Annotated in this window: 26 protein-coding genes; 18 read left to right on the top strand and 8 right to left on the bottom strand. The window is 67.6% G+C overall.

The window, feature by feature from the left end:
• Positions 1-42: 42 nt before the first annotated feature.
• Positions 43-543 (top strand): DUF2004 domain-containing protein, encoded by a 501-nt coding sequence (locus HWD99_RS04785; RefSeq protein ID WP_241795100.1) that lies wholly within the window; start codon positions 43-45, stop codon positions 541-543.
• Between the two features lie 9 nt (positions 544-552).
• On the opposite strand, the gene lipA is transcribed toward HWD99_RS04785, so the two are convergent.
• Positions 553-1,542 (bottom strand): lipoyl synthase, encoded by a 990-nt coding sequence (lipA, locus tag HWD99_RS04790; protein WP_241795101.1) that lies wholly within the window; start codon positions 1,540-1,542, stop codon positions 553-555.
• A complete protein-coding gene (lipB, locus tag HWD99_RS04795) occupies positions 1,539-2,210 on the bottom strand; it encodes a lipoyl(octanoyl) transferase LipB (RefSeq protein WP_274618021.1) in 672 nt (223 codons plus the stop codon). The genes lipA and lipB overlap by 4 nt, the downstream gene beginning before the upstream one ends.
• Positions 2,211-2,289: 79 nt before the next feature.
• Between lipB and HWD99_RS04800 the strand changes: the two genes are divergently transcribed.
• Together HWD99_RS04800 and ffh are read left to right on the top strand one after the other, a co-directional pair.
• Entirely contained in the window at positions 2,290-2,886 is a 597-nt protein-coding gene (locus HWD99_RS04800; RefSeq protein WP_241795103.1) for a TetR/AcrR family transcriptional regulator, read from the top strand.
• Positions 2,887-2,959: 73 nt separating this feature from the next.
• Complete coding sequence (gene ffh, locus HWD99_RS04805) at positions 2,960-4,513, top strand: signal recognition particle protein (RefSeq protein WP_241795104.1); 1,554 nt, start codon at positions 2,960-2,962, stop codon at positions 4,511-4,513.
• Between the two features lie 6 nt (positions 4,514-4,519).
• Here ffh and HWD99_RS04810 read toward each other — a convergent pair whose 3' ends face one another.
• Positions 4,520-5,425, bottom strand: a complete 906-nt coding sequence (locus tag HWD99_RS04810; RefSeq protein ID WP_241795105.1) for an EamA family transporter — start codon at positions 5,423-5,425, stop codon at positions 4,520-4,522.
• A 39-nt stretch (positions 5,426-5,464) separates the two neighbouring features.
• Here HWD99_RS04810 and HWD99_RS04815 point away from each other — a divergent pair, with 39 nt between their 5' ends.
• Positions 5,465-6,388, top strand: coding sequence for a LysR family transcriptional regulator (locus HWD99_RS04815; RefSeq protein WP_241795106.1), 924 nt, complete (start codon positions 5,465-5,467; stop codon positions 6,386-6,388).
• A 56-nt stretch (positions 6,389-6,444) separates the two neighbouring features.
• Here the strand turns inward: HWD99_RS04815 and glpK are convergent, their stop codons facing one another.
• The 3 genes from glpK to HWD99_RS04830 form a co-directional block, all read right to left on the bottom strand.
• The gene (gene glpK, locus HWD99_RS04820; protein WP_241795107.1) at positions 6,445-7,959 is read right to left on the bottom strand and encodes a glycerol kinase GlpK; all 1,515 of its coding nucleotides are present in this window, start codon (positions 7,957-7,959) and stop codon (positions 6,445-6,447) included.
• Between the two features lie 35 nt (positions 7,960-7,994).
• Positions 7,995-8,747: an MIP/aquaporin family protein gene (locus tag HWD99_RS04825; protein WP_241795108.1), complete on the bottom strand. Its 753-nt coding sequence runs from the start codon at positions 8,745-8,747 to the stop codon at positions 7,995-7,997.
• A gap of 91 nt (positions 8,748-8,838) precedes the next feature.
• Positions 8,839-10,548, bottom strand: a complete 1,710-nt coding sequence (locus HWD99_RS04830) for a glycerol-3-phosphate dehydrogenase/oxidase (protein WP_241795109.1) — start codon at positions 10,546-10,548, stop codon at positions 8,839-8,841.
• Positions 10,549-10,649: 101 nt separating this feature from the next.
• On the opposite strand from HWD99_RS04830, the gene HWD99_RS04835 reads away from it, so the two are divergent.
• Positions 10,650-11,621: a sugar-binding transcriptional regulator gene (locus HWD99_RS04835; protein ID WP_241795110.1), complete on the top strand. Its 972-nt coding sequence runs from the start codon at positions 10,650-10,652 to the stop codon at positions 11,619-11,621.
• A 2-nt stretch (positions 11,622-11,623) separates the two neighbouring features.
• Here HWD99_RS04835 and HWD99_RS04840 read toward each other — a convergent pair whose 3' ends face one another.
• Positions 11,624-12,775 (bottom strand): glutamate--cysteine ligase, encoded by a 1,152-nt coding sequence (locus HWD99_RS04840; protein ID WP_241795111.1) that lies wholly within the window; start codon positions 12,773-12,775, stop codon positions 11,624-11,626.
• Between the two features lie 209 nt (positions 12,776-12,984).
• Between HWD99_RS04840 and rpsP the strand changes: the two genes are divergently transcribed.
• From rpsP to HWD99_RS04865, 5 genes are all read left to right on the top strand, one after another.
• A complete protein-coding gene (gene rpsP / locus HWD99_RS04845) occupies positions 12,985-13,419 on the top strand; it encodes a 30S ribosomal protein S16 (protein WP_241795112.1) in 435 nt (144 codons plus the stop codon).
• A 6-nt stretch (positions 13,420-13,425) separates the two neighbouring features.
• On the top strand, positions 13,426-13,656 hold the full coding sequence (locus HWD99_RS04850; RefSeq protein WP_056307930.1) for an RNA-binding protein: 231 nt from the start codon (positions 13,426-13,428) through the stop codon (positions 13,654-13,656).
• Position 13,657: 1 nt separating this feature from the next.
• Positions 13,658-14,260, top strand: a complete 603-nt coding sequence (gene rimM, locus HWD99_RS04855) for a ribosome maturation factor RimM (RefSeq protein WP_241795113.1) — start codon at positions 13,658-13,660, stop codon at positions 14,258-14,260.
• Between the two features lie 19 nt (positions 14,261-14,279).
• Positions 14,280-14,993 carry a tRNA (guanosine(37)-N1)-methyltransferase TrmD gene (gene trmD, locus HWD99_RS04860; protein WP_241795114.1) on the top strand — a complete coding sequence of 238 codons (714 nt, stop codon included), beginning with the start codon at positions 14,280-14,282 and terminating at the stop codon, positions 14,991-14,993.
• A gap of 74 nt (positions 14,994-15,067) precedes the next feature.
• Complete coding sequence (locus HWD99_RS04865; protein WP_241795115.1) at positions 15,068-15,805, top strand: class I SAM-dependent methyltransferase; 738 nt, start codon at positions 15,068-15,070, stop codon at positions 15,803-15,805.
• A gap of 25 nt (positions 15,806-15,830) precedes the next feature.
• On the opposite strand, the gene map is transcribed toward HWD99_RS04865, so the two are convergent.
• Positions 15,831-16,613 carry a type I methionyl aminopeptidase gene (gene map, locus HWD99_RS04870; RefSeq protein ID WP_241795116.1) on the bottom strand — a complete coding sequence of 261 codons (783 nt, stop codon included), beginning with the start codon at positions 16,611-16,613 and terminating at the stop codon, positions 15,831-15,833.
• Positions 16,614-16,722: 109 nt separating this feature from the next.
• Between map and HWD99_RS04875 the strand changes: the two genes are divergently transcribed.
• The 8 genes from HWD99_RS04875 to dprA all read left to right on the top strand — a co-directional run bounded on the left by HWD99_RS04875 (position 16,723) and on the right by dprA (position 22,801).
• A complete protein-coding gene (locus HWD99_RS04875) occupies positions 16,723-17,220 on the top strand; it encodes an MFS transporter permease (RefSeq protein WP_241795117.1) in 498 nt (165 codons plus the stop codon).
• Between the two features lie 175 nt (positions 17,221-17,395).
• Positions 17,396-17,743: a 50S ribosomal protein L19 gene (gene rplS / locus HWD99_RS04880; RefSeq protein WP_194764096.1), complete on the top strand. Its 348-nt coding sequence runs from the start codon at positions 17,396-17,398 to the stop codon at positions 17,741-17,743.
• A 118-nt stretch (positions 17,744-17,861) separates the two neighbouring features.
• Complete coding sequence (lepB, locus tag HWD99_RS04885; protein ID WP_241795118.1) at positions 17,862-18,596, top strand: signal peptidase I; 735 nt, start codon at positions 17,862-17,864, stop codon at positions 18,594-18,596.
• Positions 18,593-19,252 (top strand): ribonuclease HII, encoded by a 660-nt coding sequence (locus tag HWD99_RS04890; RefSeq protein ID WP_241795119.1) that lies wholly within the window; start codon positions 18,593-18,595, stop codon positions 19,250-19,252. The genes lepB and HWD99_RS04890 overlap by 4 nt, the downstream gene beginning before the upstream one ends.
• 47 nt (positions 19,253-19,299) lie before the next feature.
• Complete coding sequence (locus HWD99_RS04895; RefSeq protein ID WP_056419488.1) at positions 19,300-19,626, top strand: DUF2469 family protein; 327 nt, start codon at positions 19,300-19,302, stop codon at positions 19,624-19,626.
• A 102-nt stretch (positions 19,627-19,728) separates the two neighbouring features.
• Positions 19,729-20,091: a YraN family protein gene (locus tag HWD99_RS04900; RefSeq protein WP_241795120.1), complete on the top strand. Its 363-nt coding sequence runs from the start codon at positions 19,729-19,731 to the stop codon at positions 20,089-20,091.
• Positions 20,088-21,617 (top strand): YifB family Mg chelatase-like AAA ATPase, encoded by a 1,530-nt coding sequence (locus tag HWD99_RS04905; protein ID WP_241795121.1) that lies wholly within the window; start codon positions 20,088-20,090, stop codon positions 21,615-21,617. The genes HWD99_RS04900 and HWD99_RS04905 overlap by 4 nt, the downstream gene beginning before the upstream one ends.
• Positions 21,614-22,801, top strand: coding sequence for a DNA-processing protein DprA (gene dprA, locus HWD99_RS04910; RefSeq protein ID WP_241795122.1), 1,188 nt, complete (start codon positions 21,614-21,616; stop codon positions 22,799-22,801). Before HWD99_RS04905 ends, dprA begins: the two co-directional genes overlap by 4 nt.
• Positions 22,802-22,835: the final 34 nt, after the last annotated feature.

The following is a 22,835-nucleotide window of genomic DNA, read 5'->3' on the forward strand; positions in this document are numbered from 1 at the left end:
ACAGGGCTACCGTCACGAGCACGAGGCTGGTTTCATAGCGTTATGGCGATCGAACACGACTACTTCGGACTCCTGTCCTCAGGGCCCGACGGCTCGATCTTCTGGTCGGAGACCGTCGAGCTCGGCGACCAGAGCGTCACCGTCGATCTCACCGCTCCGGACCAGGACGACGTGTCCGCGGATGCGCTCGACATCGCCGCGTCGCTGATCGCCGGACTGGAGAACGTCGATGCCACGGCCCGTCGGGGAATGCTGTCGGAGGTCGACGACCGCACCAGCGAGGTGACCGAGTACATCCTCCAGCAGCAGGAGGCGTACGGCGAGGATCTCGAAGAGGTGCTGGTCGATGTCAGCGGCGATGCGGCTGTGGACATCATCCGCTCGCTCAAGCTGATGAGCATGACGATCCTCGCCGACGAGCACGGCGGTTCCGAGCCCTTCGCGGTGCTCGAGTACGCGCTCGACGCCGACACCACCGACGACGTCCTGCTCGTCAACCTCGGGTCCGACGGCAGCGTCCAGTCGGTGATGAGCGCCGACTGAGCGACCGCCTCAGACCGCCTGCGCGAAGCCCAGGTCGGCGCTCTCGGCGATGTGCGCCAGGTGCGGCGGGATCTCGCGGCCCTTCGAGATCATGGACTGCGCCCACAGGCGACCGGCACGGTAGGACGAACGCACGAGCGGGCCTGCGAGCACGCCGAGGAAGCCGATCCGCTCCGCCTCCTCCTTGAACTCCACGAACTCGGCGGGCTTCACCCAACGCGAGACCGGCAGATGGCGTGGCGAAGGACGCAGGTACTGCGTGATGGTGATGATGTCGCAGCCGGCGTCGTGCAGATCGTTCAGCGCCTGGACGACCTCCTCCGGCTCCTCGCCCATCCCGAGGATCAGATTCGACTTCGTGATGAGGCCGGCATTCCGCGCCTGGCTGATCACGTCGAGCGACCGCTCGTAGCGGAACGCGGGGCGGATGCGCTTGAAGATGCGGGGAACGGTCTCGACGTTGTGGGCGAAGACCTCGGGCCGCGCATCGAAGATCTGACCGAGGAACGCGGGATCGGCGTTGTGCTCGTTGGCGAGCAGTTCGACTCCGGTGTTCGGGTTGAGCTCGTGGATCTTGCGGACCGTCTCGGCGTTGAGCCAGGCGCCCGTGTCGGGCAGGTCGTCGCGAGCGACGCTCGTGACGGTCGCGTAGCGCAGGTTCATCTTCACCACGCTCTCGGCGACGCGGCGCGGCTCGTCGGTGTCGTAGGCGTCGGGCTTGCCTGTGTCGATCTGGCAGAAGTCGCACCGCCTCGTGCACTGCGAGCCGCCGATCAGGAAGGTGGCCTCGCGATCCTCCCAGCACTCGAAGATGTTGGGGCATCCGGCCTCCTGGCAGACCGTGTGCAGGTCCTCGCTCTTCACCAGGGAGTGGAGCGCGGTGTACTCCGGTCCCATCTTCGCTTTCGTCTTGATCCACTCGGGCTTGCGCTCGATGGGCGTCTCGGCGTTGCGGATCTCGAGGCGGAGGAGCTTGCGTCCCTCGGGTGCGGCGGTCATGCGAGGACTCCTGCGTGGTCGGCGGTCGAGTAGTCGGCGAGGAAGGCGGCGGACACGGAATCGATGATGTCGGCGGGGGAGATGTCGGCTCCGACGACCTCGCTCACGGTCGTCACACCCGCGTCCGTGATCCCGCAGGGGATGATGCCGCGGAAGCCCGAGAGGCTGTTGTCGCAGTTGATCGCGAACCCGTGCATCGTCACGCCCTGCTGGACGCGTACGCCGATCGCCGCGACCTTGTCCTCGGAGAGGGGGCGGCGAACCCACACGCCGCTGCGTCCTTCGACCTGATAGCCCTCGACCCCGAACGGGCGGAGGACGTCGATGAGGATTCTCTCGAGTCGGCGGACGTGTGCGACGACGTCCATGGGCTCGGGGAGTCGCACGATCGGGTAGCCGACGAGCTGTCCCGGGCCGTGCCAGGTGATCTTGCCGCCGCGGTCGACGTCGATCACGGGTGTCCCGTCTTGCGGCCGCTCCTGAGGCTCGGTGCGCTTGCCGGCGGTGTAGACCGCCTCGTGCTCGAGCAGGATCAGCGTGTCCGGGCGAGTGCCGTCGACGACGTCGGCATGGGTGCGTCGCTGCAGGTCCCACCCCTCGCTGTAGGGCACATAGTCCGGCGCGAGGCCGGGAGTCAGGATGTCGAGCATTCTCGTGGTCGCTCTCAGTCATTTGATGGATTGCGTCCAACAATACTCCTCCGCTCCGCCCCATCGGTCGAGGAAGGACGCGCGGTACCGTGTGAGGATGAGCATTCACGGCCGGGCGGGCCGCCCCAGGGCCTCTTCTCGCGAGACGCTCGCGGAAGCCGCATGCGAACTGTTCCTCGAGCGCGGCTACGACGCGACGTCCGTCGCCGACATCACGCAGCGCGCCGGTGTGAGCCGATCCAGCTTCTTCAACTACTTCGCGTCGAAGAGCGACGTGCTCTGGTCCGGCCTGGACGAGCGCATCGACCGCGCGGTCTCCGATCTCGTCACGATTCGCGAGGACCGTGACGGGGCCGAGGTCAGACGCATACTCGGCCACTTGGTCGCAGATTTCGCCCCTGACAGCCTGGCGCTGGCGATGACGAACTCGTCGGCGATGGGTCTCGACGACGAGCTCGAGCAGGACGCCGCACGTCGTCAGGCCCGTCTCGCAGCCGCCCTCGCCGATCTCGCACGGAGGTCGGGAGTCACGTCCCTCGTGGCGGACATCGTCGCGGCGACGTGGGCGGCGGCCGTGCTCGCTGCGGTGCGCGCGTGGGCGGAGAGCGGAGCCGGGCGTGGATCGGTGGGAGACAGATTCGTCGACGCCGTGGAAGCGATCCACCGGCTCCCCTGGGCCGCCGCGAGGGAGTGAAGACCGCCGGGTCGGCGGGAAGTTCGTGCCGCGCTGAGCGTGTAGTCGTCGCTCGCGTAGAATCGAGAGCACCATGGCAACCTTTGGCACGCTCTCCGATCGGCTCACCGAGACCTTCCGCAACCTGCGCACGAAGGGAAAGCTCACTGCGGCCGACGTCGACGGCACCGTCCGTGAGATCCGTCGCGCCCTGCTCGACGCAGACGTCGCGCTCTCTGTCGTCAAGGACTTCACCGCGAAGGTGCGCGAGCGCGCACTCGGCGATGAGGTCAACAAGGCGCTGAACCCGGCGCAGCAGGTCGTGCAGATCGTCAACGAGGAGCTCGTCCAGATCCTCGGCGGCGAGCAGCGGCGACTGCAGTTCGCCAAGACGGCACCGACCGTGATCATGCTCGCCGGTCTGCAGGGGTCGGGAAAGACCACGTTCGCCGGAAAGCTCGCGAAGCAGCTCGAGGGCGAGGGGCACACGCCCCTCCTCGTCGCCGCCGACCTCCAGCGTCCCAACGCGGTCAATCAGCTCCAGGTCGTCGCCGAGCAGGCGGGCGCGACCGTCTACGCGCCCGAGCCCGGCAACGGCGTCGGCGACCCGGTCAAGGTCTCGCGTGACGGCGTCGAGTACGCTCGCCGCCAGCAGCACGACGTCGTGATCATCGACACGGCCGGACGCCTCGGCGTCGACGCCGAGCTCATGAAGCAGGCGGCGAACATCCGCAAGGCGGTCGATCCCGACGAGGTCCTCTTCGTGATCGACGCCATGATCGGTCAGGACGCCGTCAACACCGCCAAGGCCTTCCAGGAGGGCGTCGACTTCACCGGCGTGGTGCTGTCGAAGCTCGACGGCGACGCCCGAGGCGGTGCCGCGCTGTCCGTGGCATCGGTCACCGGCCGCCCCATCATCTTCGCGTCGACGGGCGAGCGCCTCGAAGACCTCGAACCGTTCCACCCCGACCGCATGGCGAGCCGCATCCTCGACCTCGGTGACATCCTGACCCTCATCGAGCAGGCCCAGCAGGCCTTCGATGAGGAAGAGGCCATGAAGATGGCCGAGAAGCTCGCCACCGAGCAGTTCACCCTCGAGGACTTCCTCGACCAGCTTCAGCAGATGAAGAAGATGGGCTCGATGAAGAAGATGCTGGGGATGCTCCCCGGCATGGGCCAGATGAAGCAGCAGCTCGAGGACTTCGACGAGCGCGAGATCGATCGCACAGAGGCGATCATCAGGTCGATGACTCCCGGGGAGCGGCGCAACCCGAAGGTCCTCAACGGATCGCGTCGCCTTCGTATCGCCCGCGGTTCCGGTATGACCGTCACCGACGTCAACCAGCTCGTGCAGCGCTTCGACCAGGCCGCGAAGATGATGAAGACGGTCGCTCGGGGCGGCACGCCGAACATTCCCGGAATGGGCGCGATGCCGGGTCTCGGCAAGCCAGGCGCCTCCTCGAAGCGCGGCAAGAAGGGCAAGTCGTCCGGCGGCTCGCGATCGGGCAACCCTGCGAAGAGGGCGGCGGAGAACGCCGGAATCGCTGCCACGTCGGCCCCGACCGGGTCGGGTTTCGGGCTGGGCGGTGCGAAGGCTCCGAGCGAGGCGGATCTCGCCGAGATCCAGAAGCTGTTCGGCAAGAACTGAGGTTCTTCAGGACTTCGACGGTCGCAGCACCGACTCCGGCGCCTGCGACCGGCGCGGCCTCCTGAGCGCTGTCACCTGGCCGGCGACGAGGGCAACGAGTACGAGGGCGAGTCCGAGCGCCTGAATCGGGCTGAACGTCTCACCCGCGACGAGCGCACCCAGAAGGGTCGCCACGACGGGGGAGAGCAGCGCGAGCAGCCCCGGCGCGATGACCGGCAGCTGTTGGATCCCGCGGAACCAGAGCGTGTAGGCGAGCAACCCGCCGACGATGCCCAGCCAGGCGTATCCGAGAACGGCGCCGCCGTCGATCGCGGGTGGAGCGCCTTCGAACACCAGCGTGAGAGGCAGCAGGACCAGTCCGCCCGCGGTGAGCTGCCAGCCCGCATACGCGATCGGGCCGACGCCCGCAGGCCGTCCCCAGCGCTTGGTGAGGATCATGCCGAGAGCCGTCGCCGTCACGCCGCCCAGCGCCGCGAGGACACCCAGTGCGTCGAGCTGGGCGGTCGGACCCAGCACGACGAGCGCGACTCCACCCGCTCCCACCACAGCGGCGGCCGCGGTGCCGGGGCGGACGGGGTCGCGGAGCACGAGCGCTCCCAGGCTGAGGATGATCAGCGGCTGCACACCCGCGACGGCCGCGGCCACCCCGCCGGGCAGCCGCTCGGCCGCCAGGAACAGCAGCGGGAAGAACGCGCCGATGTTGAGGGTTCCGAGCAGCAGCGATCGCAGCCACCACCCTCCGGTGGGCAGAGTGCGTGCGAGGGCCAGGGCGATGACACCGGCGGGGAGCGAGCGGAGCAGACCGGCCAGCAGCGGATGCCCCGCAGGCAGCAGCTCGGTCGTCACCAGGTAGGTCGTCCCCCACGAGATGGGGGCCACTGCCGTGAGAAGCACAAGCGTCGCTCGATTCATGTCCTCAGCCTGATCGCGAACCGATTATGAGTCCAACACATGGTTCTCATCTCGATGATGAAGAGCGATCATGGACGAATGGATCTGCAGCAGCTGAGGTACGTCGTCGAAGTCGCCTCCCAGTCGAGTTTCACCCGCGCCGCCGAGCGATGCTTCGTCACCCAGTCGGCGCTCAGTCATCAGATCGCGGCTCTCGAGCGTGAACTCGGACAGCGTCTCTTCGTCCGCTCGAGTCGAAGTGTGCGGACGACGGATGCGGGGGAGGCGTTCCTGATCCATGCGAGAGCGGCTGTGCTCGCCGTCGACGAGGCGCGCGAGGCTGCGGCCGCGGCGGTCGGGCGCGTCGTCGGCACGCTTCGCCTCGGCGTCATCCCCACCGCCCGCGCGGTCTCGGTGCCTGAGGTGATCTCGCGGTTCCGGGCGGCGCATCCCGACGCGCGGGTCGAGCTCACGGTCGGCAACAGCGACACCCTGGCTGACGCAGTGCGGCGGGGCGCGCTCGATGTCGCGCTGCTCGGCCTGCGGGAGGGAGCATCTCCGCGAGGCGTCGCGGCGCGCGAGCTCGGGCGCGAGCGGCTGGCCGTCGCCGTGCCGCCGACACATCGACTCGCCGCGCGGCGCGGCGGGGTCCGGCTCGCCGACCTCGACGGCGAGGTGTTCGCTGACTTCCCTGCAGGAACCTCGGGGCGCGCGCAGGGCGATGCGGCCTTCGCGGCCTCCGGAATAGCGCGTGACGTGGCCTTCGAGGCCGACTCCTCCGAGCTGATCCTCGGGCTCGTCTCCGTCGGGCTCGCTGTCGCGCTGCTGTCTCCGATCGTGATCGCCGAGTCATCGACGGATGCGGTGGCTGTCGACCTCGGAGACGGTCCTCTGCGCATCCAGTACGTCGCGTGGGACGACCGTGCGCCGCGGGCGGTCGCCGTCGCCTTCCTGCGGGTTGTCGAAGAGATGACGCCCCGCTGACGAGACGAAACGGGCCCGGAGGAATCCTCCGAGCCCGTCTCCTCAGAGATCTGAGGTCACTTCACGTCTTCGTCGACCCAGTCCATCGACTTGCTGACGGCCTTGCGCCACAGACGCAGCTGACGGTCGCGCTCCGCGTCCTCCATCGACGGCTCCCAGCGACGGTCCTCCTGCCAGTTGGCGGAGAGGTCGTCCAGACCGTTCCAGAAGCCGACAGCGAGGCCGGCGGCGTACGCGGCGCCGAGTGCGGTCGTCTCCGCGACGACCGGACGAACGACCGGGACACCGAGGACGTCGGCCTGGAACTGCATGAGCGCGTCGTTCGCGACCATGCCGCCGTCGACCTTGAGCTCGGTGAGGTCGACACCGGCGTCGGCGTTGACCGCGTCGAGGACGTCCCGGGTCTGGAAGGCGACAGCCTCCAGCGCGGCGCGAGCGATGTGGTTCTTGTTCGCGTAGCGGGTGAGGCCCACGATCGCGCCGCGTGCGTCCGGACGCCAGTACGGCGCGAACAGACCCGAGAATGCGGGGACGATGTACACGCCGCCGTTGTCGTCGACCTTCTTGGCGAGCTCTTCGACCTCGGGAGCGGAGCCGATGATGCCGAGCTGGTCGCGCAGCCACTGGATCAGCGATCCCGTGACGGCGATCGAGCCCTCGAGCGCGTAGTGCGTGGGCCCGTCGCCGAGCTTGTAGCCGACGGTGGTGAGCAGCCCGTTCTTCGAGTGGACGATCTCCTCGCCCGTGTTGAAGATCAGGAAGCATCCCGTGCCGTAGGTGTTCTTGCTCTCGCCCGTGTTGAAGGCGGCCTGGCCGAACGTCGCGGCCTGCTGGTCGCCCAGGATGCCGGCGATCGGCGTCTCGCGAAGCAGCGACGAGTCCTCGGCGGCGCCGTACACCTCGGAGGACGAGCGGATCTCCGGCATCATCGAGCGCGGAACTCCGAAGGCGTCGAGGATGTCGTCGCGCCATTCGAGCGTCTCGAGATCCATGAACATCGTGCGCGAGGCGTTGGTGACATCGGTCACGTGAACGCCGCCGTCGACGCCGCCGGTGAGGTTCCACAGCACCCAGCTGTCCGTCGTGCCGAAGACGAGGTCGCCTGCCTCGGCCTTCTCGCGTGCGCCCTCGACGTTCTCGAGGATCCAGGCGATCTTGGTGCCGGAGAAGTAGGTGGCGAGGGGGAGGCCGACGATGGGCTTGAACCGCTCGACGCCGCCCTCGGCCGCGAGGCGGTCGACGATCTCCTGCGTGCGGGTGTCCTGCCAGACGATGGCGTTGTAGACGGCCTTGCCGGTCGTCTTGTCCCAGACCACGGCGGTCTCACGCTGGTTGGTGATTCCGACGGCGGCGATGTCATGACGCGTCAGGTCTGCACGGCTCAGGGCAAGTCCGATGACCTCCTGGACGTTGCGCCAGATCTCGGCGGGGTCGTGCTCGACCCAGCCCGCCTTCGGGAGGATCTGCTCGTGCTCCTTCTGGCCGGTCGCGACGATGCTGCCCTTCTTGTCGAAGATGATCGCGCGGCTGGAGGTGGTGCCCTGATCGATGGCGATGATGTAGTCGGCCATGGTGTTCTCCTTTGAAGTCAGGTTCGGGTTCGGGTTCAGGCGAGGCTGAGCAGGACGGGTGCGGCGAGGGCGGCGAGGACGCCACCGATGAGGGGGCCGACGACCGGGACCCACGAGTACGACCAGTCGCTCGAGCCCTTGCCCTTGATCGGCAGGATCGCGTGAGCGATACGAGGTCCGAGGTCACGTGCAGGGTTGATCGCGTAGCCGGTCGGACCACCGAGCGAGGCGCCGATGGCGACAACCACGAGTGCGACCGGGAGCGCGCTGAGCGGTCCGAGGCCTCCCGGGGTTCCGATGTCGGCGACGCCGTAGTCCGCGAACGCGAAGACCGCGAACACGAGGACGAAGGTGCCGATGACCTCGGTGACGAGGTTCCAGCCGTAGGAGCGGATCGCGGGGCCGGTCGAGAACACGCCGAGCTTGTTGGCGGCCTCCGGCTCCTCATCGAAATGCTGCTTGTAGGCGAGCCAGGTGAGGATCGCACCGACGATCGCACCGAGAAGCTCCGCGCCGGTCGCGACTGCGAACTGCGAGAAGTCGATCTTGCCGGCGACCAGGAGGCCGATGCCGACAGCGGGGTTCAGGATAGCGCCGGAGTAGGCGGACGCGAGGACACCCACGAAGACCGCGAGACCCCACCCCCAGTTGACCATCAGGAAGCCGCCGCCGAAGCCCTTGTTCTTGGCGAGGGCGACGTTGGCGACGACACCACAACCCAGGAGGATCAGCATCGCTGTGCCGACGAACTCCGACAGGAAGTAGAGACCGAGATTCACGTCAGTCATGTCTTCTTTGACCTTTCTTGAGTGCCAGGGCCCCATAGCCCTGGCACTTGTTGGAATTACACCGCGTGGAGGGCGGCGTTCGGATCACTCGTCAGCCGCGTGCGCGGGACGAGATCTGGAGTCCATGTCGTTCGTTCAGCAGCAGACGGGTCTGCTCGAGCTCGGCGTCGTGCCGTGCACGGTCCCAGTCGAGCAGAGGAGCCAGTGCATCGGCAAGCTCTTCGAGGACATCCGCATCGGCGTGTCCGACGAACGCGATGCTCGTGCGCCGCAGGACGACATCCTGCAGGCGAGCGACCATCTCGTTCTCGACCATCCATGCGAGCTCCCGTGTCGAGAGGTCGCCGCCCGCGAGCGGCGCGTCGTCGCCCTGCTCGATGAACGCCCAGACCTGAGCGGCGCGCGTGCCGTAACGCGCGAGCAGGCGCTCCGCGCGGTCGCCGGCACCAGGCAGGTTCTCCTGGATCCAGATGCGACGGGCCTTCTCGGTGCGGGGGAAGTCGCGACCCCCGCCGATCGCCCGACCCACGGTCGACACGGTGCGCGTGCGTCCGATGATGCCGAGGACCACGTCGGACAGCGACTCGCCGAGAGCGCGGAAGGTCGTCCACTTTCCGCCGACCAGGCTCACGAGCGGGGCGGCGCCCTTTTCGTCGACCTCGATGCGGTAGTCCCGCGAGACGAAGCCGGGTGCCGTGTCCTCGTGACGCGGGAGGGGACGGATGCCGGAGAAGTTGTACACGATCTGCTCGCGGGTCACGTCGATCTGCGGGAACACGTGGTGGATCAGATCGAAGAAGTAGTCGATCTCCTCGTCGGTGCACACCGGGACCTCGCGCGGGTCGGCATCGATGTCGGTGGTTCCGACGAGCACGCGTCCCTTGAGCGGGTAGATGAGCACGATGCGCCCGTCGGAGTGCTCGAAGAAGATCTCACGACCCCGGGTGGCTTCGAGGAGCTCGGGGTGATCGAGCACGATGTGCGAGCCCTTGGTGCCGCCCATGAAGTGGGTGTCCGTGCCGAGGGAGTCGTTCGTGAGGTCGGTCCACGGCCCGGAGGCATTGACCACGACGTCGGCGGTCACCGAGAACTCGGTGCCGCTCTCGCGATCGCGCAGCAGGACCTTCGCACCGTCGCGACCGATCGCCTCGACGTAGTTCAGTGCCACCGCACCGGGGTGCGCGGTGCGACCGTCCTGGAGGACGTCGAGCGCGAGGCGCTCCGGGTCGTGCATGGATGCGTCGTAGTAGGTCGCCGTGTACTTGATGTTCGGGTCGAGCGAAGGCAGCTCGGCGAGCGAGCGCTTGCGTCCCAGGAAGCGGTGGCGGGGAACCGTGCCACCGTCGCGCGAGAAGGTGTCGTAGATCGTGAGGCCGACCTTGATCAGGAAGGCTCCGCGCTCCTGCGGCTTGCCGCTCTTGTGCGTGAGGAAGCGCAGGGGAGCGGAGAGGATTCCCGAGAAGGTCGAGTAGATCGGGATCGTCGTCTGCAGCGGCTTGACGTAGTGGGGCGCGATCTTGAGCAGACCGTTACGCTCCTCGACCGACTCGCGGACGAGGCGGAACTCGCCGTTCTCGAGATAGCGGATGCCACCGTGGATCATGTGGCTCGACGCCGCAGACGCGCCGGACGCGAAGTCTCCGCGTTCGACGAGCAGGACGTCGACGCCCTGAAGCGCGAGGTCGCGGAACGTGGAGATCCCGTTGATGCCCGCTCCGATGATGACGACGCTGGTGCGTCCGGACTCACGGACGGCGCGGACGTCCGCGCGTTCCGGTGATGAGTGTGTCGACTCGATCATCTTCGACCCTTCTCTCTGCTTGCTCCCAGCTTCGACCCGCACGGCCACTGTGCGCAAGCCAGCTGCACATATGTGCAAGGATCGATGTCCAGGAGGACGATATGAGCCAGGCAGGCGCAGAATCCCGGGATGCGAAACTGATCGCCGCGCTCACCGCGGCGCAGCTGTACTACATGCAGGACAAGACCATGGAGGTCATCGCCCAGGAGCTGGGCACGTCACGGTCGTCGGTCTCCCGGCTCCTGAGCTACGCACGCGAGAGCGGGCTCGTGGACATCCGCATCAACTCGCCGCTCGAACGACTGGGGATGCTCGAACAGCGCATCCGGGACCGGCATCACGTCGTCGCTCACGTCGTCCCCATCCCTGAGATCGTCAGCGAGGTCGAGCGCCTCGAGCGGGTGGCTCTGACGGCAGGGCGGCTGCTGTCGCAGTTCGTCGACTCGAACATGATCGTCGGAGTCGCCTGGGGGTCCACGATCAGCGCCGTGAGTCGCGGCCTCACGCAGAAGGAGACGCACAACACGACGTTCGTGCAGCTCAATGGCGCCGGCAACACCCAGACGAGCGGCGTCGAGTACTCGAGTGACATCCTGCAGCGTTTCGGAAGTGCGTTCGGCGCCCAGGTGCAGCAGTTCCCGGTCCCCGCGTTCTTCGACGACCCGTCGACTCGCGAGGCGATGTGGCGGGAGCGCAGCACACGTCGCGTGCTCGATCTCCAGTCGAAGATGGACATCGCGGTGTTCAGTCTCGGTTCGCCCGCGGCCGAGGTTCCGAGCCGGGTCTACGTCGGCGGCTACCTCAGCAGGGACGACTACCGGAGCCTGCGCGAAGACCACGCGATCGGCGACGTCGCGACCGTGTTCTTCCGCGCGGACGGCTCGTGGCGGGACATCCGGGTGAATGCACGGGCGACCGGTCCCGGTCTCGACAGGCTGCGCCGAGTGCCGCGGCGCGTGTGCGTCGTCTCGGGGGTGCCCAAGCTCGTGAGCCTGCGGGCCGCGATCGCCGCCGAGCTCATCACCGACGTCGTGCTCGACGAGGGGCTGGCGCGGATGCTGGTCGAGGACTGATCTCAGGGGCCGTCGGTCGACGCTTCGGGGCCGGACCGGAATTCGCGGATCAGATGCTGCACGACAGCACCGAGATCCCCTCCGGTGGCGTTCGCGATGGTCAGCTGCCGCTCGTAGCTGGCGCCGTCCTTCAGGATCGACCCGATGCTCCCGAACTCCCGCACGCAGCCGAGCTCCACTGCGACAGGCGCGAGTTCCTCGACGATCTCCGCCAGGTGTTCGCGTACGGGACGCTGGGCTCCCGCCGCGTCGACGATCACGCGCGCGTCGAGGCCGTAGCGCGCCGCGCGCCATTTGTTCTCCCGATGGAACCAGGCGGGCATCTCCGCGAGGTCCCGCCCCTCGTCGAGCTGACGCGACAGATGCTCCACGAGCACCTGCACGAGGGCCGCCATGGCCGCGAGTTCGGGCAGCGTCGAGAGGCCGTCGCAGGCGCGTACCTCGATCGTCCCCCACCGGGGTGCGGGGCGGATGTCCCAGCGGACCTCCGTGGCATCCGCCATGACCCCGGTCCGCACCATGTCGTCGAGATACGACTCGTACTGAGACCAGTCCCGCAGCGGCCAGGGCAGGCCCGCTGTCGGCAGCTGCTGGAAGACGAGAGCGCGGTTCGAGGCATATCCGGTGCGCTCGCCCGCCCAGAAAGGGCTCGATGCGGCCAGCGACTGCAGATGGGGGAGATACGCGGCCAGCGCGTTGATGATGGGGATCACCTTGCGCTGATCCTCGACGCCGATGTGGACGTGGATTCCCCAGATCATCATGTTGCGTCCCCACCACTGCGTGCGCTCGATGAGGGTGTGGTACCGGGTCTTGTCGGTCACTTCCTGGTCGTACCACTGCGCGAACGGATGGCTCCCCGCCGAGAGAAGCTCGATGCCGGCCGGGTCGGTCGCCGAGCGAACTGCCGTGATGGCGTTGGCGATGTCGTCGACGGCGTGGGCCACCGAATCGCCGATGCCGCTGGTGACCTCGATGGTGTTGGTGAGCAGCTCTCCGGTCACCGTGTGGCGTTCGTCGGCGCTCTCCGCTTCGAGTGCTGCCAGCAGCTCGGGCGCGCGACCGACGAGATCGCCACTCGCCGGATCGGCGAGCATGATCTCCCATTCCAGGCCGACGGTGGACCGCGCGGATGGCGCGAAATCGAGCTTCACGAGCACAGTCTGACACGCGTCTGCGGCGACACGGCAACCGTCGTGTCGCAGCGTTTCGCTCCTGGCGCGCGCATCTGGCAGAATAGAAGGTCGGACGACGTGCTCGACCCTCTATCCAGCACTCGTCCTCCCTATTTGAGCTTCCGCCGGGTGTGCACCCCACTCTCCAGGCGACCGGTTCGTTTCCTTCCACACAATTCAGGAGAATCGTGGCTGTCAAGATTCGTCTCAAGCGCCTGGGCAAGATCCGCGCGCCGTACTACCGCATCGTCGTCGCCGACTCGCGCACCAAGCGCGATGGTCGTGTGATCGAGGAGATCGGCAAGTACCACCCCACCGAGGAGCCCTCGTTCATCGAGGTCGACTCCGAGCGTGCTCAGTACTGGCTCTCCGTCGGCGCGCAGCCGACCGAGCAGGTCACCGCCCTTCTCAAGATCACGGGCGACTGGGGCAAGTTCAAGGGCGACAAGGACGCGAAGTCCACCCTCAAGGTGGCAGAGCCCAAGGCTCCGTTCGAGGTCGACGCCGCGAAGAAGTCGGTCGTCAAGCCGAAGGCGGAGAAGAAGGTGGAGGCTCCCGCTGAGGAGGCTCCCGCCGCTGCCGACGCGGAGGCCGCTGAGGCCCCCGCCGCCGACGCCGAGTAATTCGTCGTGCTCGCCGCCGCGCTCGAACACATCGTCAAGGGGATCGTCGATCACCCGGAGGATGTGCGTATCAACTCGTCCACCTCGCCGCGAGGCGATCTCCTCGAGGTGCGCGTTCACCCCGATGATCGTGGACGCGTGATCGGGCGCGGCGGCCGCACCGCGAAGGCACTGCGTACGCTCATCTCTGCTCTGGCGGATGGGCGACGCGTCCGCGTCGACGTCGCGGACGACTGACGTGGTGTCGAAAGAACGCAACCAGGGCAAGAACCAGCTCCGTGTGGGGCGTCTCGTCAAGGCTCATGGCCTGAAGGGCGCGCTGAAGCTGGAGCTGTACACCGACAATCCCGAGCGTCGTTTCACCCCGGGAGCCGAATTCACGTTGCAGGTGCCCGAGGCATCTCCGTGGCACGGCAAGACGGTCGTCGTCCGCGAGTACCGCGTGATGAACGGCAATCCGGTCGTGTTCCTCAACGACGTCGACGATCGCGAAGGCGCGGAGAGCCTCGTCCGGGCCATCCTCTGGATCGACCAGGACGCCGATGAGGCCGAGGAAGACGCCTGGTTCGACCACCAGCTCGTCGGTCTCGACGTCGTTCGCGACGATGTCGTGGTCGGCAAGGTCGCGCGGGTGGAGCACTTCCCCGCGCAGGATCTTCTCATCGTCAAGACGGGCGACCAGGAGGTCATGGTGCCGTTCGTGCAGGCGATCGTGCCCACTGTCGACGTCACCGCCGGACGTGTGATCGTCACCCCGCCCGCCGGTCTCTTCGAAGAGCTCCCCGACGCCTCCGAGACGCCGGACTCGGGGGAATCCTCGGACGCCGACGCCTCCGAGTGATCGCAGGAACGCTACTGCCGTGCGCATCGACGTCCTCTCCATCTTCCCGACGTACTTCGACGGTCTGGCGCTGTCCCTCCTCGGCAAGGCGCAGAGTTCGGGCATCCTCGACCTGACGGTCCGGGATCTCCGCGACTGGACCTCCGATCGTCATCGCACCGTCGACGACACTCCCTACGGCGGTGGCGCGGGCATGGTGATGAAGCCCGAGCCGTGGGCGCTGGCGCTCGACGATCTCGCGTCTGCCGCTCCGTCTCCCTCGGAGCAGGGGCCGACGATCATCTTCCCCTCCCCGGCGGGTGAGGTGTTCACTCAGGCCACCGCGCGTGACTTGAGCACACGAGAGCACCTGATCTTCGGCTGCGGGCGCTACGAGGGAATCGACGAGCGTGTGTTCGAGTACGCATCATCGCTCGGCGAGGTGCGGCTCATCAGCCTCGGCGATTACGTCCTCAACGGGGGTGAGGTCGCCACCATGGCGATGATCGAGGCCATCGGCCGGTTGATCCCCGGAGTCGTGGGGAATCCCGAGAGCCTCGTCGAGGAATCGCATGAGGACGGGCTCCTCGAGTATCCGTCGTACACGAAGCCGTCGTCATGGAGAGACCGTCCCGTTCCCGACGTCCTGCTGAGCGGCAACCACAAGGCGATCGCCGCGTGGCGTCGCGATCAGCAGATCGAGCGGACGCGCGCGCGTCGCCCGGATCTCCTCGCGGACGAGTCGGAGGACTAACGTCTCGACGCCGCGATCGTCCGCGCTCGCTTCGACGGCCGGGTGATGTCTCGGCCTGCTGCTAGCGTCGAATCATGGTCGACGAGGCACTGGCGAGATCGTTCGAGGGTATCGGGGCGGACTACGACCGCTATCGTCCCGGGTTTCCAGCTGCGGCAGTCGACCTCCTGATCCCCGAACCCGTGGGAGCCGTACTGGATCTCGGTGCGGGCACGGGCAAGTTCACGGAGCTCCTCGCCGGGCGAGCGGCGCGCGTGATCGCGGTCGAGCCGTCCGAGCCGATGCTGGCCGTCCTGCGGGCGAAGCTGCCGGATGTCGATGCGCACCGTGCGAGCGCCGAGCAGATCCCCCTCGACGATGAGTCGGTGGACGTGGTCACGGTGGCTCAGGCCTTCCACTGGTTCGACCGGATCCGAGCCTGCGCGGAGATCGCTCGCGTTCTGGCGCCGGGCGGAACTCTCGAATTGATCTGGAATCGTTCCGATCCTGCGAGCGCCTGGGATCGCGAGGCTCACCGAATCGCTCACCCCGCGGTCGCCGCCGACGACGGCACCACGAGCAGCGCGGCAGAGGAACTGCCCGGATTCCGCTTCGTCGCGCACGAGCAGATCCAGTGGACGGAACGGATCGAGCGGACGGCGTACCTGAAGCGCTGGTCCACGGTCAGCACCTTCATCGTCGCGGATGATGCGACCCGCGCGGCGATGTTCGCAGCGATCGAGGAGATCCTCGACACGGACCCCGAGACCCGCGGGCAGGCGCACTACGACCTGCCGATCGTCACCGACGTCTTCGTCTATCGGCGCGCGTGATCGGGGGCGCCGCAGCGTTCCGGACTCAGTCGACGCCGAGGAAAGACCTGTCGGTCAGGATGATCGGCCCTTCAGCCGTCACGGCGACGGTGTGCTCGGAATGAGCTCCTCTCGACCCGTCGACGCTGCGGAGCGTCCACCCGTCGGGGTCTGTCACGAGCTCATCGGTGGTCTCGAGCAGCCAGGGCTCGAGCGCGAACACGAGGCCCTCACGCAGAGGGAACCCGCGTCCTGCCCGTCCGTCGTTGGGCACGTGCGGATCGCCGTGCATGATGCGTCCGACGCCGTGCCCGCCGAAGTCGGTGTTGATCGAGTACCCCTCGCCGTGGGACACGCCCGCGATGGCGGCTGAGATGTCGCCGATCCGGTTTCCGACGACAGCCGCGGCGATGGCGGCATCCAGAGCTCGCTCGGTCGTCTCGATGATCCGGAGGTCTTCGTCGCGTGGCGTTCCCACGACGAACGAGACGGCCGAGTCGGCGACCCAGCCGTCGACGGAGACCGCGAAGTCGAGGGAGACGAGGTCCCCGTCGCGCAGCGCGTAGTCGTGGGGGAGTCCGTGCAGGACCGCGTCGTTGATGGAGGTGCAGATGACCTTGCCGAACGGGCTCGCGCCGAACGACGGGTGGTAGTCGATGTAGCAGGACTCGGCACCCGCCTTGCGGATCATGTCGTGTGCTCGGCGGTCGATGGACAGCAGGTTCGTTCCGACCTTCGTCTCATCCCGCAGAGTGGCCAGGGTCTCGGCCACGAATCGTCCTGCGGCGCGCATCTCGTCGATCTCGGCAGGGGTGCGCAGTTCGATCATCGGGTGTCCTCTCGTCCGTTCCATTCTCCCCGATATACCGATGATGGGCGTCCACGCGCTCACAGCGAACACCGGGACAGACGTCGGTGCATCGTCGTACGATTCAGACATGTGGTTGCGTCAGGCGTTCTTCCGCTGGCTGATTCCGGCGGCCTTCCTGCTGCCTCTGTGGCTGTTGATCGGCTGGGGCGTCTTCCAGGGCGGGTGGTCGATCCTCTGGGTGCTCTTCATCGCGGTTCCGTCCGTCTTCGTCGGTCAGCTCGTGCTCACGCTCCTCACGCGCTCGCGCCCCTCGGTGCGGGCCGAGCGGGCGGTGTCCTGGTGGGATGTCGGTGGCTTCACCCTGTGGCACGGCCTGACCATCGCGGTCGGCTGCTTCATCGACGGTGCGTTCGGCTGGCTCCTCGCCGCGGCTGTCGTCGTGGGGATCGGCATGTTCTGGCTGCAGTTCTGGCAGCTGTGGACCGAGGCCAAGGCGAACGGCGCCGGCTTCCGTCAGACCGTGTCGTGGTCCATGACCGAGGGTGTCGACGAAGCGAGTTCGTCTCCGCGCTCCGCACGTCCGCACGAGGTCATCGTCGTCAGGGAGACCGACTCGCGCGACTGACCTCAGCACCGCATTTTGGCTGCGAAGTGCTTACGTGGCAGAATGGTTCTTTGTGCCGTGACCGGCTCTGCCTCAGGGGAGCCCGCGGACGCTTCGGCGCCGTTCAGCACGAACCCGTTCTTATTCCTTCCTACATCATGCATCCGACCTGAGGCGAGTGCAGAGAGAGACGATCATGCAGATCCTCGACGCCGTCGACGCAGCATCCCTGCGCTCCGACATTCCCGTCTTCCACCCCGGTGACACGGTCAACGTGCACGTGAACATCACCGAGGGAACCCGCTCGCGTATCCAGGTCTTCAAGGGCGTCGTCATCGGCCGCCAGGGCGATGGTGTGCGCGAGACCTTCACCGTGCGCAAGATCAGCTTCCAGGTCGGCGTCGAGCGTACCTTCCCGGTGCACTCCCCGGTGATCGACCACATCGAGGTCGTCACCCGCGGTGACGTGCGTCGCGCGAAGCTGTACTACCTCCGCCAGCTGCGCGGCAAGAAGGCGAAGATCAAGGAGAAGCGCGACAACTGACGCTCGCGTTCTCCACAGCACCCCGGGACACGATGTCCCGGGGCGCTGTGTTTTCAGCGAGGTGTGCGAACCTTGGATGTGCCGTCTCCGAGCGGTTCGAGACTGTGAAGGATTCCAGATGACGACTGACTCAGCGGCTGCGTCCCCGTCCCCGACCAGGCGTCGGCGCGGTCTTCTGATCTTCCTTCGCGACGTGCTCGTGATCATCGTGATCGCCGCTCTCGTATCGTTCGTGGTGAAGACCTTCGTCGTCCGCTCGTTCTACATCCCGTCTGCGTCGATGGAGCGGACGCTGATGGTGAAGGACCGGATCCTCGTGGACGAACTCACGCCCCGCTGGACCTCCTACGATCGAGGAGACGTCGTCGTCTTCAAGGATCCGGGCGGGTGGCTCGACGGCGTGCCGCAGACGCCCGCGCAGCCGCCTCTGATCGAGGCGGTCGACTGGGTGCTCAACGTGGTCGGCATCTCGGCGACGGATTCGCAGGACCACCTCGTCAAGCGGGTCATCGGCCTGCCTGGCGACCACGTGGTGTGCTGCAACGCCCTCGGTCAGATCACCATCAACGGTGCTCCGATCGACGAGCTCGACTACCTCAACCTCCCGGATGGTGACACAGCCGCATCGAACGAGGCATTCGACGTCACCGTTCCCGCCGATTCTCTGTGGCTGCTCGGCGACAACCGGGATCGATCGCGAGATTCGCGCGCGCATCAGGATCTGCCCAGCGGCGGATTCGTGCCCCTCGCGAACGTGGTCGGCAGGGCGTTCCTCACCACCTGGCCGCTCGACCGACTCGGCACGATCGACGGCCACCATGACAGCTTCAACGGCGTTCCGGACCCGGAATGACAGTGGCGGTTCCGACGCTCGCTCTGGAGCGGAGGCTTCTCAACGAGTTCGACCTCGTCATCGCGCTCGATGAGGTCGGCCGAGGAGCCTTGGCCGGACCTGTCGCGGTCGGCGCCGCGATGATGGACGCCAGCGGTGCTCGGCGACGCGTGCCGGAAGGGCTTCGAGACTCCAAGCTGGTCACAGAGAAGCGCAGACCTGACGTCGCGGTTCGCGCATCGGCGTGGGTTCAGGCCTCGGGCGTCGGCTGGGCGACCTCGACGGAGATCGACGAGGTGGGGATCATGCGCGCCCTGGGACTCGCCGCGTCACGCGCTGTGCAGAGCATCGCCGACCAGGGGGCCGTGCTCACGAATGCTCTGGTGCTGCTCGACGGCAACTACGACTATCTCTCGTCCGTTCACCCGGCCGCTCTCCAGGTGCGGCCGGTGATCAAGGCCGATCGGGACTGCGCGTCGGTCTCGGCGGCATCGGTGATCGCGAAGGTCGCCCGCGACACCTACATGGCGGAGATCCACGAGGGGCACCCGACCTATCAATGGGACAGGAACAAGGGGTACGCGAGTGCCGAGCACCGTCAGGCCATCCGCGCGCTGGGCCTGTCTCCGCACCACCGCTCATCCTGGGCGATCGCCGATGCGCCGACGTTGTTCTGATGCCCCGTGCGGCTCAGCCGCGCCGTCGACTCTAGGATGGAGTCATCATGGATGAGGAAGCCTTCGACGACTACGACCGCGAGCTCGAACTCGCACTGTTCCGCGAGTACCGCGACGTCGTCGCGCAGTTCCAGTACGTCGTCGAGACCGAGCGACGGTTCTACCTCGCCAACGAGGTCAATGTCGTCCGGCGCGACACGGAGCACGACTTCTACTTCGAGATCTCGATGAGCGATGTCTGGGTCTGGGACATCTATCGCGCCGACCGCTTCGTCAAGGCGGTTCGCGTGCTCACGTTCAAAGATGTGAACGTCGAAGAGCTGCAGCGTCGTGAGTTCGAGATTCCTCAGGAGCTCTCGCTCGACGGGGAGTGACCTGCTCTGCACAGCGCGCAGGTTCTCGAGGTTTCCCCGGTAAGCCGGTGATCTCACGAGCCTGTCCCGACCCGAGGTGATGATCATCGGCAGGCTGTCTCCATGGCAGCGAAAGACGAACTCGGCAGAGCCGGTGAACAGCGTGCGGTCCTTCATCTGAATGCGATCGGCTATCGCATCCTCGACAGGAACTGGCGCTCCGCCCAGGGCGAATTGGACATCGTCGCCCGGATCGACCGTCGCCTCGCCGTCGTCGAGGTGAAGACGCGGCGAACGACAGCCTTCGGTCATCCCTTCGAGGCGCTCGACAACCGCAAGCTCCGACGTCTCTGGCAGCTCGCGCATGCGTGGGCCGCGGCGCATCCCGAACAAGCCAGGGGACTCGACATCGCGATCGAAGCGATCGGGATCGTCGGAGACGATCCCTCCACCGGCGAGCTCGAGCACCTCACGGACCTGCCATGACGACGGCGCGGACCTGGGCGGTGGCTCTCACGGGCGTGGTCGGGCACATGGTCGAAGTCGAGGCGGATCTCTCGAATCAGACCCCGGAGTTCAAGATCATCGGCCTGCCGGACAAGTCTCTCGGGGAAGCCGTTCAACGGGTGCACAACGCCTGCAAGAACGTAGGGCTGCCGCTTCCCCGACGTCGGCTGACGGTGAACCTCTCGCCGGCGAGCCTGCCGAAGCAGGGGTCGGCCTTCGATCTGGGCATCGCCGTGGCCGCGCTGGCCGCGGGAGGGACGGTGCGGGGGAGGTCGATCGCTCAGACCGTCCATCTGGGCGAGCTGGGACTCGACGGCCGTCTGCGGCCGGTCACCGGAGTGCTCCCTGCCGTCTTCGCAGCCATGCGCGCGGGCTTCGAGACGGTGATCGTCCCCCATGCGAACGAGGCGGAGGCGATGCTCGTCCCGGGGATCGACGTGCGCGCGGCGACGACGCTCGCTCAGGTGGCGCTGTGGCATGGAGCGGACGTCGAGGTGGGTGACGTCGAGCCTGTCGGCTCGCCCGGGGGCATCGACGAGCCGGCGGAATCGGTCGATCTCGCCGACGTGGTGGGGCAGGACACTGCGGTCGAGGCGCTGGTCGTCGCTGCGGCGGGCGGTCATCACATGCTCCTCAGCGGACCGCCCGGTGCGGGCAAGACCATGCTGGCGCGACGCCTCCCGGGCATCCTGCCGCCGCTCAGCGACGACGAGGCGCTCGAGGTCGCGTCGATCCGTTCTCTCACGGGGGAGTCGGTGCGCAGTCTCGATCTCGTTCCGCCTCTCGAGGCGCCGCACCACAGCGCATCGGTCGCGGCGCTGGTCGGCGGAGGTTCGCGGGCGGCGCGTCCCGGTGCGATCGTCCGCGCGCACCGGGGCGTCCTCTTCCTCGATGAAGCCGCCGAGTTCTCGCGCGTCGCGCTCGACTCGCTCCGCCAGCCGCTCGAGGCCGGAACGATCGAGGTGAGTCGAGCCGGCTTCACCGCGAGCTACCCCGCGCGATTCCAGCTCGTGCTGGCGATGAACCCGTGTCCGTGTGGGAATCACGGGGTTCGGGGAGCGGAGTGCGTCTGCCCGTCGCTTGCCATCCGCCGCTACGCGACGCGGCTGTCCGGTCCACTCCGCGACCGTCTCGACATCGAACTGCAGGTGGCGCGGGTGTCGGTGGCCAGGGCGGTGAGCGGCGACCGTTCGACGGTCACCACCGCGGCGGCCCGTGAACGTGTCCGCGCGGCGAGGGACCGCGCAGCTGTGCGGTGGCGGGGGACGCCGTGGCGGTGCAACGGCGAGATCCCCGGTGCACGGCTGCGCCAACTCGACGTGCGGATCGATCCGCAGGCCCGCGCTCCGCTCGAGAGAGCTCTGGAGCGCGGCGCACTCACCCTGCGCGGCTATGACCGCGTCCTTCGGGTCGCCTGGACGATGGCCGACCTCGCCGGAGTGGAGAGGCCCGGTCGCGATGAGATCGGTGGAGCCCTCTTCCTCAAGCGGGGGTTCAGCTCATGATCGATGCGCTGCTCTCGGACGCAGAGCTTCGCGCCGCCGTCGACGACGTGCATCCGAGCGGAGATGATCCCGAGACGATCGCGCGCATCGCCTGGTCGGTGCTCGCCGAACCGGGGGATGGCGTGGCGGGCACGTTGATCGGCGAGTTGGGCGCGGCGGAAGCCCTGCGGTTCGTCTTCGGCGAGCCGCGCACGCTCGTACCGCCGGGGCGCGAGAGCAGGACGCTCGCGGAGGGGATCTCCCGCTGGTCGGCCCGCGCCGACCCCCGCAGTGTGCGACGCGCTGTCACAGACGCCAGAGACGTGTCCGCCCGGCTGATCGTTCCGGGCGACCCCGAGTGGCCGATGGCCCTCGATGATCTCGGAGCCCACACCCCGGTCCTTCTGTGGGTGCGTGGGCGCCCGTCGTTGCTCCGACGCGGGCCCCGCGTCGCCATCGTCGGGGCGCGGGCTGCGAGTGCCTACGGCGAGATGGTCGCCGCAGAACTCGCGGGTGACCTCGCGGCGTCGGGAGCGGTCATCGTCTCCGGGGGCGCCTACGGAATCGACGGCGCTGCTCATCGCGCGGCGCTCGCGGTCGACGGCGCGACCGTCGCCTTCCTCGCCGGCGGCGTGGACAGGGCGTATCCGCAAGGCCATCAGCAGCTGCTGCGCCGGATCGCCGACACCGGTGCGGTCGTCAGCGAGGTGCCCTGCGGCGTCGCGCCGACGAAGTGGCGATTCCTCTCGCGCAACCGTCTGATCGCGGCCCTCGGGCAGGCCACGGTCGTGGTCGAAGCGGGCTGGCGAAGCGGATCCCTCAACACCGCGGGGCACGCGGCGTCCCTCGGCAGGCCGCTCGGAGCTGTGCCGGGACCGGTGACCTCCGCCGCGTCGGCGGGGTGTCACCGGCTGCTCCGCGAGTACGACGCCCGATGCGTGACGAACACGGCGGAGGTCCGGGAGCTCTGGGAGAGCCTGTCACCGGACGGCGAGACTGCGGAGAACGTGATCGATGCCGAGCAGGTGCGGCTGCTGGACGCGATCGGAACGCGATCCGGGGTGCCTCTCGTCGAGATCGCGAGGCGGGCGGGCTTGGCTCCCGACCGTGTGAGGGCACTCCTCGGGGTGCTCGAGCTCGAGGGGATCGTCGAGCAGACGGCTGCGGGGTGGAAGAAGAAGCCGACTCGTGGACGGCGAGGCTGATCCCCGCTCTCGGCCGGCTCGGGCAAGCTGTCAG

The sequence above is a fragment of the Microbacterium sp. C5A9 genome (assembly GCF_022627955.1).
Taxonomy (GTDB): domain Bacteria; phylum Actinomycetota; class Actinomycetes; order Actinomycetales; family Microbacteriaceae; genus Microbacterium.

Bases quoted from the DNA above. Each gene is read 5' to 3' on its own strand.
- lipA (WP_241795101.1), bottom strand. From the start codon at position 1,542: ATGACCGCCGCACCCGAGGGACGCAAGCTCCTCCGCCTCGAGATCCGC.
- HWD99_RS04890 (WP_241795119.1), top strand. From the start codon at position 18,593: ATGACAGTGGCGGTTCCGACGCTCGCTCTGGAGCGGAGGCTTCTCAAC.
- HWD99_RS04800 (WP_241795103.1), top strand. From the start codon at position 2,290: ATGAGCATTCACGGCCGGGCGGGCCGCCCCAGGGCCTCTTCTCGCGAG.
- HWD99_RS04865 (WP_241795115.1), top strand. From the start codon at position 15,068: ATGGTCGACGAGGCACTGGCGAGATCGTTCGAGGGTATCGGGGCGGAC.
- HWD99_RS04905 (WP_241795121.1), top strand. From the start codon at position 20,088: ATGACGACGGCGCGGACCTGGGCGGTGGCTCTCACGGGCGTGGTCGGG.
- HWD99_RS04835 (WP_241795110.1), top strand. From the start codon at position 10,650: ATGAGCCAGGCAGGCGCAGAATCCCGGGATGCGAAACTGATCGCCGCG.
- HWD99_RS04815 (WP_241795106.1), top strand. From the start codon at position 5,465: ATGGTTCTCATCTCGATGATGAAGAGCGATCATGGACGAATGGATCTG.
- glpK (WP_241795107.1), bottom strand. From the start codon at position 7,959: ATGGCCGACTACATCATCGCCATCGATCAGGGCACCACCTCCAGCCGC.
- HWD99_RS04875 (WP_241795117.1), top strand. From the start codon at position 16,723: ATGTGGTTGCGTCAGGCGTTCTTCCGCTGGCTGATTCCGGCGGCCTTC.
- HWD99_RS04825 (WP_241795108.1), bottom strand. From the start codon at position 8,747: ATGACTGACGTGAATCTCGGTCTCTACTTCCTGTCGGAGTTCGTCGGC.
- HWD99_RS04830 (WP_241795109.1), bottom strand. From the start codon at position 10,548: ATGATCGAGTCGACACACTCATCACCGGAACGCGCGGACGTCCGCGCC.
- lepB (WP_241795118.1), top strand. From the start codon at position 17,862: ATGACGACTGACTCAGCGGCTGCGTCCCCGTCCCCGACCAGGCGTCGG.
- map (WP_241795116.1), bottom strand. From the start codon at position 16,613: ATGATCGAACTGCGCACCCCTGCCGAGATCGACGAGATGCGCGCCGCA.
- ffh (WP_241795104.1), top strand. From the start codon at position 2,960: ATGGCAACCTTTGGCACGCTCTCCGATCGGCTCACCGAGACCTTCCGC.
- rplS (WP_194764096.1), top strand. From the start codon at position 17,396: ATGCAGATCCTCGACGCCGTCGACGCAGCATCCCTGCGCTCCGACATT.
- dprA (WP_241795122.1), top strand. From the start codon at position 21,614: ATGATCGATGCGCTGCTCTCGGACGCAGAGCTTCGCGCCGCCGTCGAC.
- HWD99_RS04785 (WP_241795100.1), top strand. From the start codon at position 43: ATGGCGATCGAACACGACTACTTCGGACTCCTGTCCTCAGGGCCCGAC.
- HWD99_RS04900 (WP_241795120.1), top strand. From the start codon at position 19,729: ATGGCAGCGAAAGACGAACTCGGCAGAGCCGGTGAACAGCGTGCGGTC.
- HWD99_RS04810 (WP_241795105.1), bottom strand. From the start codon at position 5,425: ATGAATCGAGCGACGCTTGTGCTTCTCACGGCAGTGGCCCCCATCTCG.
- HWD99_RS04895 (WP_056419488.1), top strand. From the start codon at position 19,300: ATGGATGAGGAAGCCTTCGACGACTACGACCGCGAGCTCGAACTCGCA.